At 67.2% G+C, this 15234-nt stretch carries 17 protein-coding genes; 10 read left to right on the forward strand and 7 right to left on the reverse strand.

Going from position 1 to position 15234, the window contains the following annotated elements:
* Positions 1 to 20: 20 nt before the first annotated feature.
* Positions 21 to 1628, reverse strand: a complete 1608-nt coding sequence (locus PVW48_RS05455) for a peptide chain release factor 3 (RefSeq protein WP_274580607.1) — start codon at positions 1626 to 1628, stop codon at positions 21 to 23.
* A 113-nt stretch (positions 1629 to 1741) separates the two neighbouring features.
* Between PVW48_RS05455 and PVW48_RS05460 the strand changes: the two genes are divergently transcribed.
* The gene (locus PVW48_RS05460; protein WP_274580608.1) at positions 1742 to 2113 is read left to right on the forward strand and encodes a nuclear transport factor 2 family protein; all 372 of its coding nucleotides are present in this window, start codon (positions 1742 to 1744) and stop codon (positions 2111 to 2113) included.
* A 67-nt stretch (positions 2114 to 2180) separates the two neighbouring features.
* Here the strand turns inward: PVW48_RS05460 and PVW48_RS05465 are convergent, their stop codons facing one another.
* Positions 2181 to 3023, reverse strand: a complete 843-nt coding sequence (locus tag PVW48_RS05465) for a universal stress protein (RefSeq protein ID WP_274580609.1) — start codon at positions 3021 to 3023, stop codon at positions 2181 to 2183.
* 134 nt (positions 3024 to 3157) lie between these two features.
* Between PVW48_RS05465 and PVW48_RS05470 the strand changes: the two genes are divergently transcribed.
* The 3 genes from PVW48_RS05470 (at position 3158) to PVW48_RS05480 (ending at position 6574) form a co-directional block, all read left to right on the forward strand.
* Positions 3158 to 3937 (forward strand): SDR family oxidoreductase, encoded by a 780-nt coding sequence (locus tag PVW48_RS05470; protein ID WP_274580610.1) that lies wholly within the window; start codon positions 3158 to 3160, stop codon positions 3935 to 3937.
* Between the two features lie 114 nt (positions 3938 to 4051).
* Positions 4052 to 5440 (forward strand): sodium:proline symporter, encoded by a 1389-nt coding sequence (locus tag PVW48_RS05475; RefSeq protein ID WP_274580611.1) that lies wholly within the window; start codon positions 4052 to 4054, stop codon positions 5438 to 5440.
* A 45-nt stretch (positions 5441 to 5485) separates the two neighbouring features.
* On the forward strand, positions 5486 to 6574 hold the full coding sequence (locus tag PVW48_RS05480; RefSeq protein WP_274580612.1) for an ABC transporter ATP-binding protein: 1089 nt from the start codon (positions 5486 to 5488) through the stop codon (positions 6572 to 6574).
* A 3-nt stretch (positions 6575 to 6577) separates the two neighbouring features.
* On the opposite strand, the gene PVW48_RS05485 is transcribed toward PVW48_RS05480, so the two are convergent.
* Entirely contained in the window at positions 6578 to 7237 is a 660-nt protein-coding gene (locus tag PVW48_RS05485; RefSeq protein WP_274580613.1) for a helix-turn-helix transcriptional regulator, read from the reverse strand.
* Positions 7238 to 7430: 193 nt separating this feature from the next.
* On the opposite strand from PVW48_RS05485, the gene PVW48_RS05490 reads away from it, so the two are divergent.
* From PVW48_RS05490 to PVW48_RS05505, 4 genes are read left to right on the forward strand one after another with little or no spacing between them, the layout of a single operon-like run.
* On the forward strand, positions 7431 to 7655 hold the full coding sequence (locus tag PVW48_RS05490) for a twin-arginine translocase TatA/TatE family subunit (RefSeq protein ID WP_012178015.1): 225 nt from the start codon (positions 7431 to 7433) through the stop codon (positions 7653 to 7655).
* Positions 7656 to 7673: 18 nt separating this feature from the next.
* Positions 7674 to 8141 carry a Sec-independent protein translocase protein TatB gene (gene tatB / locus PVW48_RS05495; RefSeq protein ID WP_274580614.1) on the forward strand — a complete coding sequence of 156 codons (468 nt, stop codon included), beginning with the start codon at positions 7674 to 7676 and terminating at the stop codon, positions 8139 to 8141.
* A gap of 8 nt (positions 8142 to 8149) precedes the next feature.
* A complete protein-coding gene (gene tatC / locus PVW48_RS05500) occupies positions 8150 to 9190 on the forward strand; it encodes a twin-arginine translocase subunit TatC (protein WP_274580615.1) in 1041 nt (346 codons plus the stop codon).
* Entirely contained in the window at positions 9187 to 10038 is an 852-nt protein-coding gene (locus tag PVW48_RS05505; RefSeq protein WP_274580616.1) for an ATP-binding protein, read from the forward strand. The genes tatC and PVW48_RS05505 overlap by 4 nt, the downstream gene beginning before the upstream one ends.
* A 97-nt stretch (positions 10039 to 10135) precedes the next feature.
* Here the strand turns inward: PVW48_RS05505 and PVW48_RS05510 are convergent, their stop codons facing one another.
* The 3 genes from PVW48_RS05510 to PVW48_RS05520 are packed head-to-tail and all read right to left on the reverse strand — an operon-like array spanning position 10136 to position 13294.
* The gene (locus tag PVW48_RS05510) at positions 10136 to 10720 is read right to left on the reverse strand and encodes a retropepsin-like aspartic protease family protein (protein ID WP_274580617.1); all 585 of its coding nucleotides are present in this window, start codon (positions 10718 to 10720) and stop codon (positions 10136 to 10138) included.
* A gap of 44 nt (positions 10721 to 10764) precedes the next feature.
* Positions 10765 to 11391, reverse strand: a complete 627-nt coding sequence (locus PVW48_RS05515) for a MarC family protein (protein WP_012178020.1) — start codon at positions 11389 to 11391, stop codon at positions 10765 to 10767.
* A gap of 46 nt (positions 11392 to 11437) precedes the next feature.
* Positions 11438 to 13294, reverse strand: coding sequence for an ABC-F family ATP-binding cassette domain-containing protein (locus tag PVW48_RS05520; RefSeq protein ID WP_274580618.1), 1857 nt, complete (start codon positions 13292 to 13294; stop codon positions 11438 to 11440).
* Between the two features lie 138 nt (positions 13295 to 13432).
* Between PVW48_RS05520 and ndk the strand changes: the two genes are divergently transcribed.
* Both ndk and PVW48_RS05530 read left to right on the forward strand, forming a co-directional pair.
* Positions 13433 to 13855: a nucleoside-diphosphate kinase gene (gene ndk / locus PVW48_RS05525; RefSeq protein ID WP_012178022.1), complete on the forward strand. Its 423-nt coding sequence runs from the start codon at positions 13433 to 13435 to the stop codon at positions 13853 to 13855.
* A gap of 148 nt (positions 13856 to 14003) precedes the next feature.
* Positions 14004 to 14396, forward strand: a complete 393-nt coding sequence (locus tag PVW48_RS05530; protein WP_012178023.1) for a hypothetical protein — start codon at positions 14004 to 14006, stop codon at positions 14394 to 14396.
* On the opposite strand, the gene PVW48_RS05535 is transcribed toward PVW48_RS05530, so the two are convergent.
* Positions 14393 to 14722: a TfoX/Sxy family DNA transformation protein gene (locus PVW48_RS05535; RefSeq protein WP_274580619.1), complete on the reverse strand. Its 330-nt coding sequence runs from the start codon at positions 14720 to 14722 to the stop codon at positions 14393 to 14395. The two genes, PVW48_RS05530 and PVW48_RS05535, sit on opposite strands and share 4 nt — an antisense overlap.
* Between the last annotated feature and the right edge of the window lie 512 nt (positions 14723 to 15234).

Raw genomic sequence — 15234 nt, forward strand, 5'->3', positions numbered from 1 at the left:
GCCAGAGGCCGGCGTCAGGCTCACACCATCATTTCCTTCGTCGCCGTCAGGCTCAGGTCCGGGTAGTCCCGCTCGATGCGGTCGATGTCCCATTGGAGGCGTGTCAGGAACACCGGGTCGCCGTCATGGTCATGGGCGATGTGTTGCTTGTTCGACGCCTCCAGCTTGTCCAGCGCGATCTTTTCGCCGGTGATCCAGCGCGCGGAGGTGAATTGCGACGGCTCGAACCGCACCGGCAGGCCGTATTCCAGCTCGATCCGGCTGGCCAGCACCTCGAACTGCAACTGACCCACCACGCCCACGATGAACCCCGAGCCGATGGCGGGCTTGAACACCTTCGCCGCGCCTTCCTCGGCGAACTGCATCAGCGCCTTTTCCAGATGCTTGGCCTTCATCGGGTCGCCCGCGCGCGCGGTCTGCAACAGCTCCGGCGCAAAGGACGGGATGCCGCTGATCCGGATCGCCTCGCCCTCGGTCAGCGCGTCGCCGATCCTGAGCTGCCCGTGGTTCGGGATGCCGATGATGTCGCCCGCCCAGGCCTCTTCGGCCAACTCGCGGTCCGAGGCGAGAAACAGCACCGGGTTCGAGATTGCCATGGGTTTTTTCGACCGCACATGGGTCAGCTTCATGCCGCGCTTGAAATGCCCCGATACCATGCGGACGAAGGCCACCCGGTCGCGGTGCTTGGGGTCCATGTTGGCCTGCACCTTGAACACGAAGCCCGTCACCGCCTTCTCGTCGGGGGACACCTGCCGCGGTTCGGCGGGCTGGACCTGCGGCTCGGGCCCGTATTCTCCGATCCCGTCCATCAACTCCTTGACCCCGAAGGAATTGATCGCCGAGCCGAACCAGATCGGCGTCAGCGTCCCGTCGCGCAAGGCCTGCTGGTCCAGCGGCGGCAAGAGCTCGCGCGCCATCTCCACCTCTTCGAGCAGCTTTTCCAGCAGATGCGCGGGCACATGCTCGGCCAGTTTCGGATCGTCCAGACCGTTGATCTCGATGCTTTCGGCGACCTTGTTCCGGTCGGCGCGGTCCATCAGCTCCAGCCGGTCATGGATCAGGTCGTAACACCCCAGAAAATCGCGCCCGACCCCGATGGGCCAGCTTGCGGGGGTGACGTCGATCGCCAGGTTCTCCTGGATCTCGTCGATGATGTCGAACACGTCCCGGCTCTCGCGGTCCATCTTGTTGCAGAAGGTCAGGATCGGCAGGTCGCGCAACCGGCACACCTCGAACAGCTTCTGCGTCTGGCTCTCGACCCCCTTCGCGCCGTCGATCACCATCACCGCCGCATCCACCGCCGTCAGCGTCCGGTAGGTATCCTCCGAGAAGTCCGAGTGGCCCGGCGTGTCCACCAGGTTGAACCGGAAATCCTTGTAATCGAACGACATGGCCGAGGCCGACACGGAAATCCCCCGGTCCTTCTCCATCGCCAGGAAGTCCGAGCGCGTCCGCCGCGCCTCGCCCTTGGCGCGCACCTGTCCCGCCATCTGGATCGCCCCGCCATAGAGAAGAAACTTCTCCGTCAGGGTCGTCTTGCCCGCATCCGGGTGCGAGATGATCGCGAAGGTGCGGCGCCGCGCGATCTCGGGCGGCAGGTCGGGGGCGTTATGGGTGCGGTCCAGCATGGGCCGGATATAGCCATGCGCCGCCGGGAAGGGAAGGTGCCGATGCGGCGGCTTGACGGAAACCGGGGCCTGCGCCAGTCTTGGAACATTGATAGAACAAAAGGGAGGGTGACATGGATCTCAAAGAGATCGCGCTGGCGGTGAAGAAAGCCAACGCGGACAACACCACGGGCCAGCTTCTGGACGCGCTCTATGCCGAGGACTGCGTCTCGGTGGAGGCGGCCTGCATGCCCGGCAATGACAGCGCCGAGACCGTCGGCCTCGACGGCATCCGCGCCAAGCATGCCTGGTGGGAAGCGGAGATGGAGTTCCTCTCCGGCAGTATCGAAGGCCCGCACCTGCACGGCGACGACCGGTTCGCCCTGGTCTTCAAGTCGCTCATCCGCGAGAAGGCCAGCGGCACCGAGATCCCCATGGAAGAGGTCGCGATCTACACCGTGCGCGACGGCAAGATCGCGCGGGAGGAGTTCTTCTACACCATGTGACCCCGCGTGACATGGACCTGCCGTAGGCCGGGGATTTTCCCCGGCTTGCCCGGCGCCCCCGGTGCGATCACCGCGCGCCCGGCGCGATCAGCAGGTCACAGGGCGGTTTGCGGATCAACTCGGCGGTGAAGCTGCCGAGCAACCGGTCCAGAAACCCCTGCTTCGTATGCGCCCCGAGGCAGATCAGGTCACCGCCCTTTTCCGCCCGCACCGTGCCCAGCAATTGCGGCAGGGCCCGCGGTTCGGCGACCGGTGGCGTCAGACCCAGAAGCCCCGGCTCTTCGGCAAGCCAGGCCTCGGCGCGGGTCTTGGCATCCTCGATGAACGGGGTCGGATCGGCCATGGGGCTGACATCGCCCACCGCCCCCGGAGCCGCGACGATGGTCTGGTAGGGCACGCCCACCGAATGCAGAAGGTGGATCGCCGCCGCCGGGGCGAAGGTCCGCGCCGCCCGCACCGCCGCCGCACAGGCGGGCGAGAAATCGACCGGCGCGATCACGCTGGCATAGTCGTGATCCACCGGATCCGTGACCAGCAGGACAGGCGTCGGCGCCGCCTTGACCAGTTTTTCCAGCGTCGTCTGCCGCAACGAATCGAGCATCCCTGCCTGGTGATGGGGCCCCACCACCATCAGATCCGCCTTGGCATGAAGGGCCGCATGGTGGATCTGCTCCGACGGCTCGCCACTGGCGACGATGATCTCCGTCTCCAGACCTGCGCTGTCGGGCAGGTTCGCGACCAGCGCCTCCAGCGTGGCGCGACGCGCGCTCATCTCCGCGTCCCGCGCCGCATCCGGCAACACCGACACCACGCAGAGCCGCGCGCCATGGATTCGCGCCAGCCGCGCGGCCCTCGCCATGGCGCGATCCGTATCCCCATGCAGGTCCGTTGCAATGCAGATAGATGTCATCGTGACCTCCAACTCCCACTTTCCTGGCGCAGCTTACCCCGTCCGGCGGCGCGCTTCGTTGACCCGGATCAAGTCGGGTCTTGGCCTTGCCGGGGTCCGGCGCTAGGTCTGGGGCGCAACGAGGGAGAATACCGATGGATCTTGGGATCAAGGGCAAGCGCGCGCTGGTCTGCGCGGCATCGAAAGGGTTGGGGCGCGGCTGTGCCGAGGCGCTGGCCGAGGCCGGCGTGGACCTGGTGATCAACGCCCGCGGCGCCGAGGCGCTGGAGCAAACCGCCACCGCGATCCGCGATCGCCACGGGGTTGCGGTCACGGCGGTCGCCGCCGACATCACGTCCCAAGACGGCCGCGCCGCGGTGCTCGAGGCCGCGGGCGCGGTCGACATCCTGGTGACAAACGCGGGCGGGCCGCCCCCGGGCCTGTGGTCCGACTGGGACCGGGACGATTTCATCGCCGCCCTCGACGGCAACATGCTGACCCCCATCGCGCTGATGAAAGCCTGCCTGCCGGGGATGATCGACGCGGGCTGGGGCCGGGTGGTCAACATCACCTCCGGCTCGGTCAAGGCGCCGATCCCGCAACTGGGCCTGTCCAATGCCGCGCGCGCGGGGTTGACGGGCTATGTCGCCGGAACCGCGCGGCAGGTGGCCCCGCACGGGGTGACGATCAACAACCTGCTGCCGGGCATCCACGCCACGGACCGCGCGATCATGCTCGATACCGGGGTCGCCAAGGCCCAGGGCATCACCCTCGACGAGGCCCGCGCCCAACGGCAGGCCACGATCCCAGCGCGCCGCTACGGCACCGCGGCCGAGTTCGGCGCCACCTGCGCCTTCCTCTGCTCGCAGCACGCAGGCTTCATCGTGGCCCAGAACATCCTGGCCGATGGCGGCGCGATCAACGCCACGCTCTGAGCGCGGGCTTCACGCCGCCTCACTTTCCTGTGGACGGGCCCCATGACGCTTTTGTCGCGCCCGTCCGACTGCTAGCCCTTGGCAACCGCACGCCGATGACGAGGATCCCCGGCCATGATGACGATCTATGTGGCGCTCGCCTTCCTTCTGGTGGCCGTGGCCAGCGTGGCCGTGGCCCCGCGCCGCGCCTCGGTCGAGGGGTTCTTCGGCGGCGCCAGCGCCACGGGCGCGGCCCCGGGTCTCTGGACCCTCGTGCTGAGCCAGGTGACCACCTGGATCTTCGCGCGCTCGCTGATGAATGCGGCGATCCTGGGCTATTTCTACGGGATGGCGGGCACGCTGGCCTATGCCGCCTATTATGGCTCGTTCCTGACGGGCGGGTTCATCGTGGCGCGCATCCGGGCCCGCGGCGGGCGGTCGGTGCAGGACTGGCTCGGCGCGCAGTTCGGGCGCACGGGGCAGGGCAGCTACAACGTGGTGATCGCCCTGCGCCTGCTGTCGGAGGTGTTCGCCAACCTGCTGGTGGTCGGCCTGATCTTCAACGCGCTCCTGCCCGAGAGCGGCGCGGGCACGATCGCGGTGCTGGCCGTGGCGGTGCTGGGCCTCGCCTATTCCGCCTGGGGCGGGCTCTCGGCGGCCTTGCGCACGGATGTGGTGCAGATGCTGCTGTTCCTCGTGGTCTTCGGTATCGCCTTCGCCGCCCTGGTGACCGGCCCCGACTTCTCCCTCGCCGCGGTGCTGACCGCCGAGGGCACCGCTGGCGCGCGGCAGGGCTGGATCCTGCTGGCGGTCGCGGCGCTGCAGGTCTTCTCCTACCCCGCCCATGACCCGGTGATGATGGATCGCGGCTTTCTCGCCGACGAGAAAACCACCCGCCGGTCGTTCCTGCATGCCTTCTGGATCTCGGTCCTGTGCATCCTCGGCTTCGGCATGTTCGGCATCCAGGCGAGCCTCGTGGGCGCCGAATACGAGGGGGAGCTTCTGGGCACCTGGGCAATGATGTTCCCGCCCTGGATCTGGGCCGCGCTGATGCTGTCGCTGCTGATCTCGGCGCTCAGCACGCTCGATTCGGCCCTGTCTTCGGCCGCGCGCATCACGGTCGAGGAATTGCGCCTGCTGCCGCGTAGCCTGACGGGCGGGCGCATCGCCATGGTGGGGTTCATGGCGCTCGGCGCGGGGCTGACGCTCTGGGGCAACGCGTCCCTGTTCGATGCGGTCGCCGTCAGCGGCACGGCCTCGATGTTCCTCACCCCGGTGCTGGTCGTGGGGCTGGTGATGGGGCGGCCCATCCCGCTCTGGTCCTATCTCGTGGCCTTCGGCGCCGCGATCCTCGGGGCTGCGGCCTATTTCCTGCGCGCCAACGCGATCGTCGCGGCCCTGCTGCCCGACGCCCATAAATACGACCAGCTTCTGGTGATCTGTATCACGGTGCTCGCCGTGGGCTTCGCGGCCGTGATCGCCGGGGCCCGCGGACGCCGTCTTGCAGCAGCCGGGCAACGCTGATACCCCTCATTTCCGATAAAAACCTTCGGGATTGAGGCGGCCCCCTTGAAACATCAACCGATTCCCCGGCTGGAAGTCTCCCACCTGGTGCGGGATTTCCAGGGGCAGCGCGTGGTGGACGATGTCTCGATCCGGGTGATGCCGGGGCAGGTCACCTGCCTTCTGGGGCCCTCGGGCTGCGGCAAATCCACCACCCTGCGGATCATCGCGGGCGTGGACCGGCAGGACTCTGGCGCGCTCACCGTCGATGGCGAGGTCGTGTCCTCCGACGACATCCACCTGCCGCCCGAGGCCCGCTCCGTCGGGCTGATGTTCCAGGATTTCGCGCTCTTTCCCCATCTCTGCGTCGCCGACAACGTGGGCTTCGGCCTCTCCGGCAGCCGCAAGGAGAAACGCGCGCGCGCCCATGAGCTGCTCGACCGCGTGGGCCTTCTGGGCGACGCCGGGAAATTCCCCCACCAGCTGTCGGGCGGGGAGCAGCAGCGCGTGGCCCTGGCCCGCGCCATCGCCCCGCGCCCGCGCGTGATGCTGATGGACGAGCCCTTCTCGGGCCTCGACAACCGCCTGCGCGACGGCATCCGCGACGAGACGCTCGAAGTGCTCAAGGACGAGGGCACCGCCGTCCTGCTCGTGACCCACGAGCCCGAAGAGGCCATGCGCATGGCCGACAACATCGCGCTGATGCGCGGCGGCAAGATCGTCCAGCAGGGCGCGCCCTACAACGTCTACAACTCCCCCGTGGACAAGGCGGCGGCGGCGTTTTTCAGCGATATCAACGTGATCGAGAGCACCGTGCAGGGCGCGCTCACCGAAACTCCCTTCGGCCAGTTCCTCGCCCCCGGCGTGCCCAATGGCGGCCGGGTCGAGATCGTCATCCGGCCCCAGCACCTGCGCATCGATTTCGATCGGAACGGGCAGGGGCCGCTGCCCACCCCCCAGGACGGCACGCCCGCGCGCGGCACGGTGCAGCGCGCGCGCTTCATGGGCGCCGAAAGCCTCGTGGAATTCCGCATGGATTTCGACGACGTGATCCTGCGCGCCAAGGTTCCCGGCGTCTTCATGCCCAAACCGGGCACCGTGCTGTGGCTGTCCATGCGGCGCGACCGCTGCTTCGTCTTCCCCGCCCGCGACTGACGCTCAGACCGCCGCGCGATACGCCGCCAGATCCCGCCCGGGTTCATCCACGAACAGCGCCGTCAGGAGCCGGTGATCGCTGATCTCGTCCAGCCGCACCCGGTGGAACGCCCCGCACCCCTCGCACCAGCCGCCGCAAATCCACAGCCGCCCGTGATACTCCAGCGCCAGCAGCCGCATCTGGTGCTCGGACCCGTCGCGCAGGCGCAGGGCGATCTTCTGCCGCGCCCGCAACGCCGCCCGCAGGGTCGGCAGGAAACGCAGGTATTCCGCCGCCGTCCCCGTGGGCGTCGGCGTGAAGCCCCAGCGCGCCCCGGCGGTGCCCGCATCCTCCGACAGCGCCCCGTCGATCCGCGCCGACAGGGAGGCCGCCGCCTTCGCCAGCCCCGCATCCCCCGCTTCGCCGACAATCGACAACCCCAGGTGCAGCGCTTCCAACTCCCGCGCCGACAGGGCCAGCGGCGGCAGGGCGAACGTCGCCGTCAGCCGGTAGCCCTGGCCCGGCGTGCCCGCCAGCGGCACCCCCTCGGCCCGCAGCCGGTCCATGTCGCGGTAGATCGTCCGCTCGGTCACGCCGAACCGCGCCGCCAACTCCGCCGCCGTGCGCGCGGGGCCGGTGCCCAGGGACTGGATCAGCGCCTTGAGGCGTTCTGGACGGGACATGCGGGGCTCCATTGCTCCTGACACTAACCTGTCAGGGGCACGGCGGCAATCCCGCCCCGACCCGGCAAATCGCCAGGGGACACGGGCAAAATGCCCGCGCCGGGCAAATCGCACTTTTCATCCCCCCCGCCCTTGCGTAGCTCTGGTGCCAACAGCGCCCCGGCGACCGGGCGCGCACCCAGGAGATACAGACATGCTCAACAATATCGGACTTCCCGGCCTTCTTCTCATCGCCATCGTGGTGCTCGTGCTCTTCGGGCGCGGCAAGATCAGCTCGCTTATGGGCGAGGTCGGCAAAGGGATCACCGCCTTCAAGAAGGGCGTGAACGAGAGCAAGGAAGAACTGGAGGATTCCGCCGAGGTCGCCCGGGACGTGACCCCCGAAAACACCCCCGAGACCGACAAAGACAAAGTCTGATCCGGATCGGATCGCAGGATGTTTGATCTCGGCTGGACCGAACTTCTGGTGGTCGGCATTGTCGCGCTGATCGTCGTGGGGCCCAAGGATTTGCCCAAGCTGTTCCGCACCCTCGGGCGGTTCACGGGCAAGATGCGCGGCATGGCCCGCGAGTTCAGCCGCGCCATGGACGACGCGGCCAACGAGTCGGGCGTCAAGGACATGGCCAAGGATTTCAAGGACGCGGCCAACCCCAAGAAGATGGGCATCGACCGGCTGGAAGACGCCGCCAAATCCTTCGAGAAATGGCAACCCGGGACCGAAACCGACCGTCTGTCCAAGGACCGCGCCGAGGCCGCCAAAAAGATCCACGAGGTCAGCGCGAAAAAGGCGCAGGCCCGCCTGGATGCCGAGAAGGCCGCCAAGGCCGCCGAGGCCGCGCCCAAGACGGACCGCCCCGACGACACGCCCACACCCCCGGCCGCGCCGCAAGCTGACAAGGCCTGACGCCCCCCATGTCCAAACCCGACGAAATAGAAGACAGCAGCGCCCCGCTGATCGAGCATCTGGCAGAGCTGCGCACTCGGCTGATCCGCTCGGTTCTCGCCTTCATCGTGGGCATCGTGCTGGCCTTCACCGTGGCCGAGCCGATCCTGCAATTCCTGCTGGTGCCGATCGAGGAAACCCTGCGCGAGCTGGGCGACCCGTCGCCGACGCTGCAATACACCTCGCCACAGGAATACCTCTTCACGCTGTTCCGCATCTCGATGGTGTTCGGCTTCGCGCTATCCTTCCCGGTGATCGCGCACCAGCTCTGGCGTTTCGTGGCGCCGGGGCTCTACCGCACGGAAAAGGCGGCGTTTCTGCCCTTCATCATCGCCTCGCCCTTCATGTTCCTGCTGGGTGCGAGCTTCGCGCATTTCGTGGTGACACCGCTCGCCATGGCGTTCTTTCTGGGCTTTGCCGATGTCAGCTCGATCTTCGCCAACCTGCTGTCGGGGGCCGCGCCCGATGTGCCCGACGGGGTGATCCTCGTGCCGCCCGAGACCGGCCCGCCGGTCATCTCTCCGGATGTCGATGGCCTGAGCAACATGCCGATCATCGTGCCGGAAACCGAGGAGGGCGTGCGCATCACCTTTTTCGGCAAGGTGAACGAAAGCCTCGACATCACCCTGAAATTCATCATGGCTTTCGGGCTGTGTTTCCAGCTGCCTGTTCTGCTGACGCTGATGGGCAAGGCGGGGCTGGTCTCGGCCGAGGGGCTGGGGACCGTGCGCAAATACGCCATGGTGGGCATCCTGCTGCTGGCGGCGCTGGTGACCCCGCCCGACGTGGTCACGCAGCTGATCCTCTTCGTGGTGGTCTACGGGCTCTACGAGGTGTCGATCTTCCTCGTGCGCCGCGTCGAGAAGAAGCGCGAGAAGGAGCTGCGCGCGCAAGGTTTGTGGGATGAAGACGACGACGCCCCCGACCTTGAGGACGACCCGCTTTACGACGAGTTCCGCGACGACGACGATCCGGCGGCCAAGCCGGGCCCGGGAGGCGACAAGATTTGACCGAAGACGTGATGGTACGGATCGCCGAGGCGCTGGAGCGTCTCGCCCCGCCGCCCTTGGCCGCCCCGGATTTCACCCGCGCCGACGCCTTCCTGTGGCAAGAACGGCCCGAGGCGGTGCTGCCGGTGCGCGACGTCAACCGGATCGACATCGCCCTGCTGGTGGGCATTACCCGGGCGCGCGACACCTTGCTGGAGAATACCCTGCAGTTCGCCCGCGGTCTGCCCGCGAACAACGCACTCCTCTGGGGCGCGCGGGGGATGGGGAAATCGTCGCTGGTCAAGGCGGTCCATGCCGAAGTGCTACGCCAGGGGCACGAGTTGAAGCTGGTGGAGGTGCCGCGCGAGGATCTCGCCAGCATCGGGCGGCTGCTCGACCATCTGCGCGCCGCGCCCGGCCATCGCTTCGTGCTCTATTGCGACGATTTGAGCTTCTCCCATGACGACCAGCACTACAAATCGCTCAAGGCGGTGCTGGATGGCGGGATCGCCGGGCGGCCGGACAACGTGGTGTTCTACGCCACCTCGAACCGCCGCCACCTGATGCCCCGCGACATGATCGAGAACGAGCGATCGTCCGCGATCAACCCCTCCGAGGCGGTGGAGGAAAAGGTGTCGCTCTCGGACCGGTTTGGGCTCTGGCTGGGCTTTCATGCCTGTGGCCAGGACGAGTATCTCGCGATGATCGACGGCTACTGCGCGGCTTACGGGCTGCAGGTCGCGCCCGAGGTGCTGCGCGCCGAGGCGATCGAGTGGCAGGCGACCCGTGGCGGGCGCTCGGGCCGGGTCGCGTGGCAGTTCTTCACCGACCTCGCCGGGCGGCACGGCGTGACTCTCAACACGCCGTAAATACTGGGAAAACCGGATTGTCAGGCAATTTGCCCGACACTTGCCATACACATGCCCGACACAAAGCCGACGCGGCGCCGACCGGTGCCCGCAGGGCTCAGACGCCCCGTTCGAGGATCAGGCGGCCGTCGTTGATCTCGATCCGGTCGAAGCTGTTGAGATAGCTCATCCCAAGAAGGGACCGGTGCATCTCTCCGCCATTGACCACCGCGCGCACGTTCTCGTCCGAGATCCCACCCAGCCGCACTTCCTTCAAGCGCACCGGCGCGGTTTCCACCCGCCCGTTCGCGGTCATGGCCAGCCCCGAAAACATCAGGTTTTCCGGGTTGATCCCGGCCCGTGCGGCGTCCTGCAGGCTCAGCACCATGTCGCTCGCGCCGGTATCCACGATGAATTCGATGGGCGCGCCGTTCACGTCCAGGACCACGTGGTAATGCCCGTCCATTGCGCGGGGGATTTCCACCCGGCCGGTTTCGGCAAAGACCGATTGCCGGGGCAGGGGCGAGCGCTGGTCGCTGAACACGCCGTAACCGATCACCACCAGCGCAAACAGCAGCGCCCAGGTCGTCGCCGTGCGCACCAACGCGCCCAGCTGGCCACGAAACGCCATCAGGGTGCCGCCGCCGATGAACAGAAGTAGCAAAATCAGGTAGATCAGGTTGGGGACGGATATCTCGCTCATGGCCTCTTATATAGGACGTTCCGCCGCAGGGGGGAGAGGGGATGTCACAAAACCCCCAGATCGATCATCCCGTCGAGCACGAATTGCACCGACAGCGCCGCAAGGAGCATGCCCAGCAGGCGCGTGATGACGTTGATGCCCACCTGGCCTAAGAGCCGCTCCAACATCCCGGCCAGCAAAAACAGGGCCAGAACGCAGATCAGCACCACCAGCATCACCCCGTGGACAGAGGCCACATGCAGCCAGTTGCCCTGGGCCTCGCCGGTCAGCAGGATCATCGTCGCAATGGCCCCGGGCCCGGCGATCAGCGGCGTGGCCAGCGGGAAGACCGAAGGGTCCTCCGGGTGGCCCTCATCGGCAGTGGCGGCCTGGTCCTCGCGGCGTTTCGTGCGCCGCTCGAACAGCATGTCGAGGGCGGTCAGGAACAACAGGATCCCCCCCGCGATCCGAAAGGCGGGCATCGAGATGCCGAGAAACCCCAGCACCGCTTCGCCCGCCACCCCGAACAGCGTCAGAAGCCCGAGTGCCACGCCGCAGGAGCGCAGGGCAATCGCCCGCCGCGCCCGTGCATCCATGCCCTGGGTCAGCGCCACGAAAAGCGGCGCGAGCCCGATCGGGTCGATCACGACGAACAATGCGACAAAGGCGGTGATGGCTTCGGGGCTGGTCATGGCCCCGCTTTAGGCGGGCCGGGTCGGTCTGGCAAGCCCGGGCGGCTCAGGCGGCCTTTTCGGCCTTCTCCAGCTTTTCGAGCGCGGCCATCCACATCGCCTCCGCCCGGTCGAGCCCGTCCATCACCTCGGCATATTTGCGGTTCCAGGTTTCCAGCTCACCCGCCTTGGCGTCCTCGTAAAGCGCGGGGTCGGCGAGCTTTTTCGACAGCTTTTCCTGCATCTCGGTGATCTTCTTCACCCGTTCCTCGCATTTGCGGGCCTCGGCGCGCAGGGCCAGGATCGCATCGCGGGAGGGGCGTTTGGGCGCGGCCTCGGGGGCGGCTTTGGGCTTGCGCGGCTTGTCGGGCGTCAGCAGCATCTGGCGGTAGGCCTCGAGATCATCCTCGTAAGGCGCCACATGGCCATCCTTGACCAGCCACAGCCGGTCGGCCACCAGGCTCAGCAGGTGCATGTCGTGGCTCACCAGGATCACAGCCCCCGTATAGGCGGTCAGGGCCTCGACCAGCGCCTCGCGGCTTTCGATATCCAGGTGGTTCGTCGGCTCGTCCAGGATCAGCAGATGCGGCGCATCCAGCGTCGCCAGCAGCAGCGACAGCCGCGCCTTCTGCCCGCCCGACAGGCGTCCGACCTCGGTCTCGGCTTGTGCGGCCATCAGCCCGAAGCCCGCCAGCCGCGCGCGCAGCCTGGCCTGGCCTTCATCGGGACGCACGCGCAGCAGGTGCTGCAGCGGGGTTTCCTCGACCCGCAACTCGTCCACCTGATGCTGGGCGAAGAACCCGATGCGCAGCTTGTTCGACGCGGTCAGCGTGCCGTCCATCGCCTCCAGCCGCCCGGCGAGCAGCTTGGACAGGGTCGACTTGCCCTCGCCATTGCGGCCCAGCAGCGCGATCCGGTCGTCCTGGTCGATCCGCAGGGACAGCCCGCGCAAAACGGCCGTCCCGTCGTAGCCGACCGAGGCCCCCTCGGTCGCGACGATGGGGGGGCTGAGCTCTTCGGGGATGGGGAAGGTGAAGACCGTGCGCGCGGCATCCTCGGGGACGCGGATCGTCTCCATCTTCTCCAGCATCTTGACCCGGGACTGGGCCTGCTTGGCCTTCGACGCCTTGGCCTTGAACCGGTTCACGAAGCTTTCGAGATGGGCGCGCTTGGCGTCCTGTTTGCGCGCCGCGGCGGCTTGCAGCGCGCGTTTCTCGGCGCGCTGGCGGGCGAACTGGTCATAGGGGCCGGTATAGAAGGTGAGCTTGCGGTCCTCGAGATGCAGGATCCCGCCCACGGCGCGGTTCAGCAGCCCCCGGTCGTGGGAGACGATCAGCACCGTGTGCGGATAGCGGGCGAGATACGCCTCCAGCCAGAGCGCCCCTTCGAGGTCGAGATAGTTGGTCGGCTCGTCCAGCAGCAGCAGGTCGGGTTGCGAGAACAGCACCGCCGCCAGCGCCACCCGCATCCGCCAGCCGCCCGAGAAGGCTGAACACGGCTGGTGGGTTTCCGGCTCCGTAAAGCCCAGACCGCGCAGGATCGACGACGCGCGCGCCTCGGCCGACCAGGCGTCGATATCCGCGAGCCGCGTCTGGATCTCGGCGATCCGGCCCGGGTCGGTGGCGGTCTCGGCCTCCGCCATCAGGCCCGCGCGTTCGGTGTCGGCGGCCAGCACCGTGTTCAGCAGCGACACCTCGTTGCCCGGCACCTCCTGGCTGACCCCGCCGATGCGCGCGCCGCGGGGCAGGGTTATCTCGCCCGTATCGAGCGTCAGCTCGCCCCGGATCAGCCGGAAAAGCGTGGTCTTGCCGGTCCCGTTGCGCCCCACCAGGCCGACCTTGTGCCCATTGGGGATCACCGCGGAGGCATGTTCGAGCAGCGGGCGCCCCTCGACCGAATAGGAGATGTCATCGATGCGTAGCATGGGGGCGATGTGGCCCTGTTTGCGGCCCCTGTCAACGGGGCGCTCCGATCACGTCTTTTCATGCGGCACGGCCCGTGCTAGGCGGCGCCCGAGGATTTCGCGGGCACTCCGCCCGCCCCAGACGTAGGAGCGAGACACATGGCCATCGAGCGTACACTGTCCATCATCAAACCGGACGCCACCAAGCGCAACCTGACCGGCAAGATCAACGCCAAGTTCGAGGATGCCGGCCTGCGCATCGTCGCGCAAAAGCGGATCCACCTGACCAAGGCGCAGGCGGGTGTATTCTATGCCGTGCATGCCGAGCGGCCGTTTTATGACGAGCTGTGCGAATTCATGGCCTCCGAGCCCGTGGTCGTTCAGGTGCTCGAAGGCGAGGGCGCCATTGCCAAGAACCGCGAAGTGATGGGTGCGACCAACCCCGCCGATGCCGCCCCCGGCACCATCCGCGCCGAGTTCGCCGAAAGCGTGGGCGAGAACTCCGTCCACGGCTCCGACGCGCCGGAGACCGCGGCGGTCGAGATCGCCTATTTCTTCTCCGGGCTCGAACTGGTCGGCTGAACCTGCCGCCAGGAGGGATCGTCAGAAGCCGCCCTGGGGCGGCTTTTGCATGTCTGGTCTCGAGAGATGGAAACAAAGATGGCCGCGTCGGCCTCATTTGTGCCTGTTTTTCCGTTCAAGGTGCCGCCAAACGGATCGGAGACCTGCCATGCCCGCCCTTGACTCCTTCTGCGCGTTGCGACCGATCGCTGCCCTTGGTTTGGCGGCGCTGCTGAGCGCCTGCGGCAGCCCGACCCAGGTCTCGACGCAATCGGTGCCGCTGGACAATTACCTGCGCATTCAGGCCGAAGAGGCGATGCGTGGCACGATTTCAGAGCCGCTGTCGTCCTTTTACCGGATGTCCGCCGCCTACCTGACGCCCGAAGGCGACTACGTGGTCTGCGGCGAGGTGAACGCCAAGAAGCGCGGCGGCGGCTATGCCGGGTTCACGCCCTTTGCCGTGCGGTTCGACATCCGAGGCAGTCGTGTGCGGACGAAATCCGTGCTGCTCGACCGGTTCACCGCGCCGGCGGAATGTGCGCGGCGGGCCCAGGGGCGCTAGCGCGCGGGCCGGACCCCGATCTCATCCAAAAGACGTTCGAAGGTTGTGTCTGTCGTGGGGCTGGCATCGGCCTTGAGCCTGTCGAAGCGGACGCGCAAGGCGGCTTTCTCTGCCCCCTTGGCATCGTTCCAAGGCCTCCCTTGCAGCCCCATCACCATGGCGTAATAGGCGATGAAATGGGGACGTGCGCCGGGGTTCAGCAGCCGCAGGTAGCCCGCATCCGCGCCCATCGCTACGAGCGCCTCGGCACTGCCCACGCCAGCTAGGCGAAGGGCGTTGGCCATGGCCGGGCCGATGTTGCGCACGGTTTCCAGCGGGGTTGTCATGACCCCAGCCCTTGCGGCCACAGCCGCCGCGAAAGGCCCCGGAGGGCGCTGGCTCCGACGCGCCGAAGCGGGCGCGCGACGCTCAGATTGAGGCCCAGTCCGTGAACCGGGGGGGCGACTGGTCCGTCCCGGGACCGCTGGTCTGCCCGGAGGATTGCGCCGGGGGAGGGGGCGGGGATTGAGGCGGTGTCTTGTCTTGCATGGTCTTACTCCACTCAAACACGCGAGCTTTACGGCAGCTGCTCGCAAAAAAATGTTACCACAGGATGCCTCTAATCTTTATGAAAATTTCGTTTGACCCTACGTAAGCCATGTTTTTCAGCGGGCGGACGGGCTGTGTTCGGTGTGGGTGCCGCGGCGCGGATCGCCTGCCCGATATCCAAAAAACCCCTTGCCCAAAACGGTTTGGGCGCACAAACTATCGCTCAGGAGGCGTGTTTGAGAGCGGGGAGCGGGGCCGTTATTACTGGTCCAAGGCGCGAGGTCTGTGACGGTTTTGAAACGGATCTTGA

Source organism: Dinoroseobacter sp. PD6, from assembly GCF_028807315.1.
In the GTDB taxonomy this organism is placed as follows: domain Bacteria; phylum Pseudomonadota; class Alphaproteobacteria; order Rhodobacterales; family Rhodobacteraceae; genus Dinoroseobacter; species Dinoroseobacter shibae.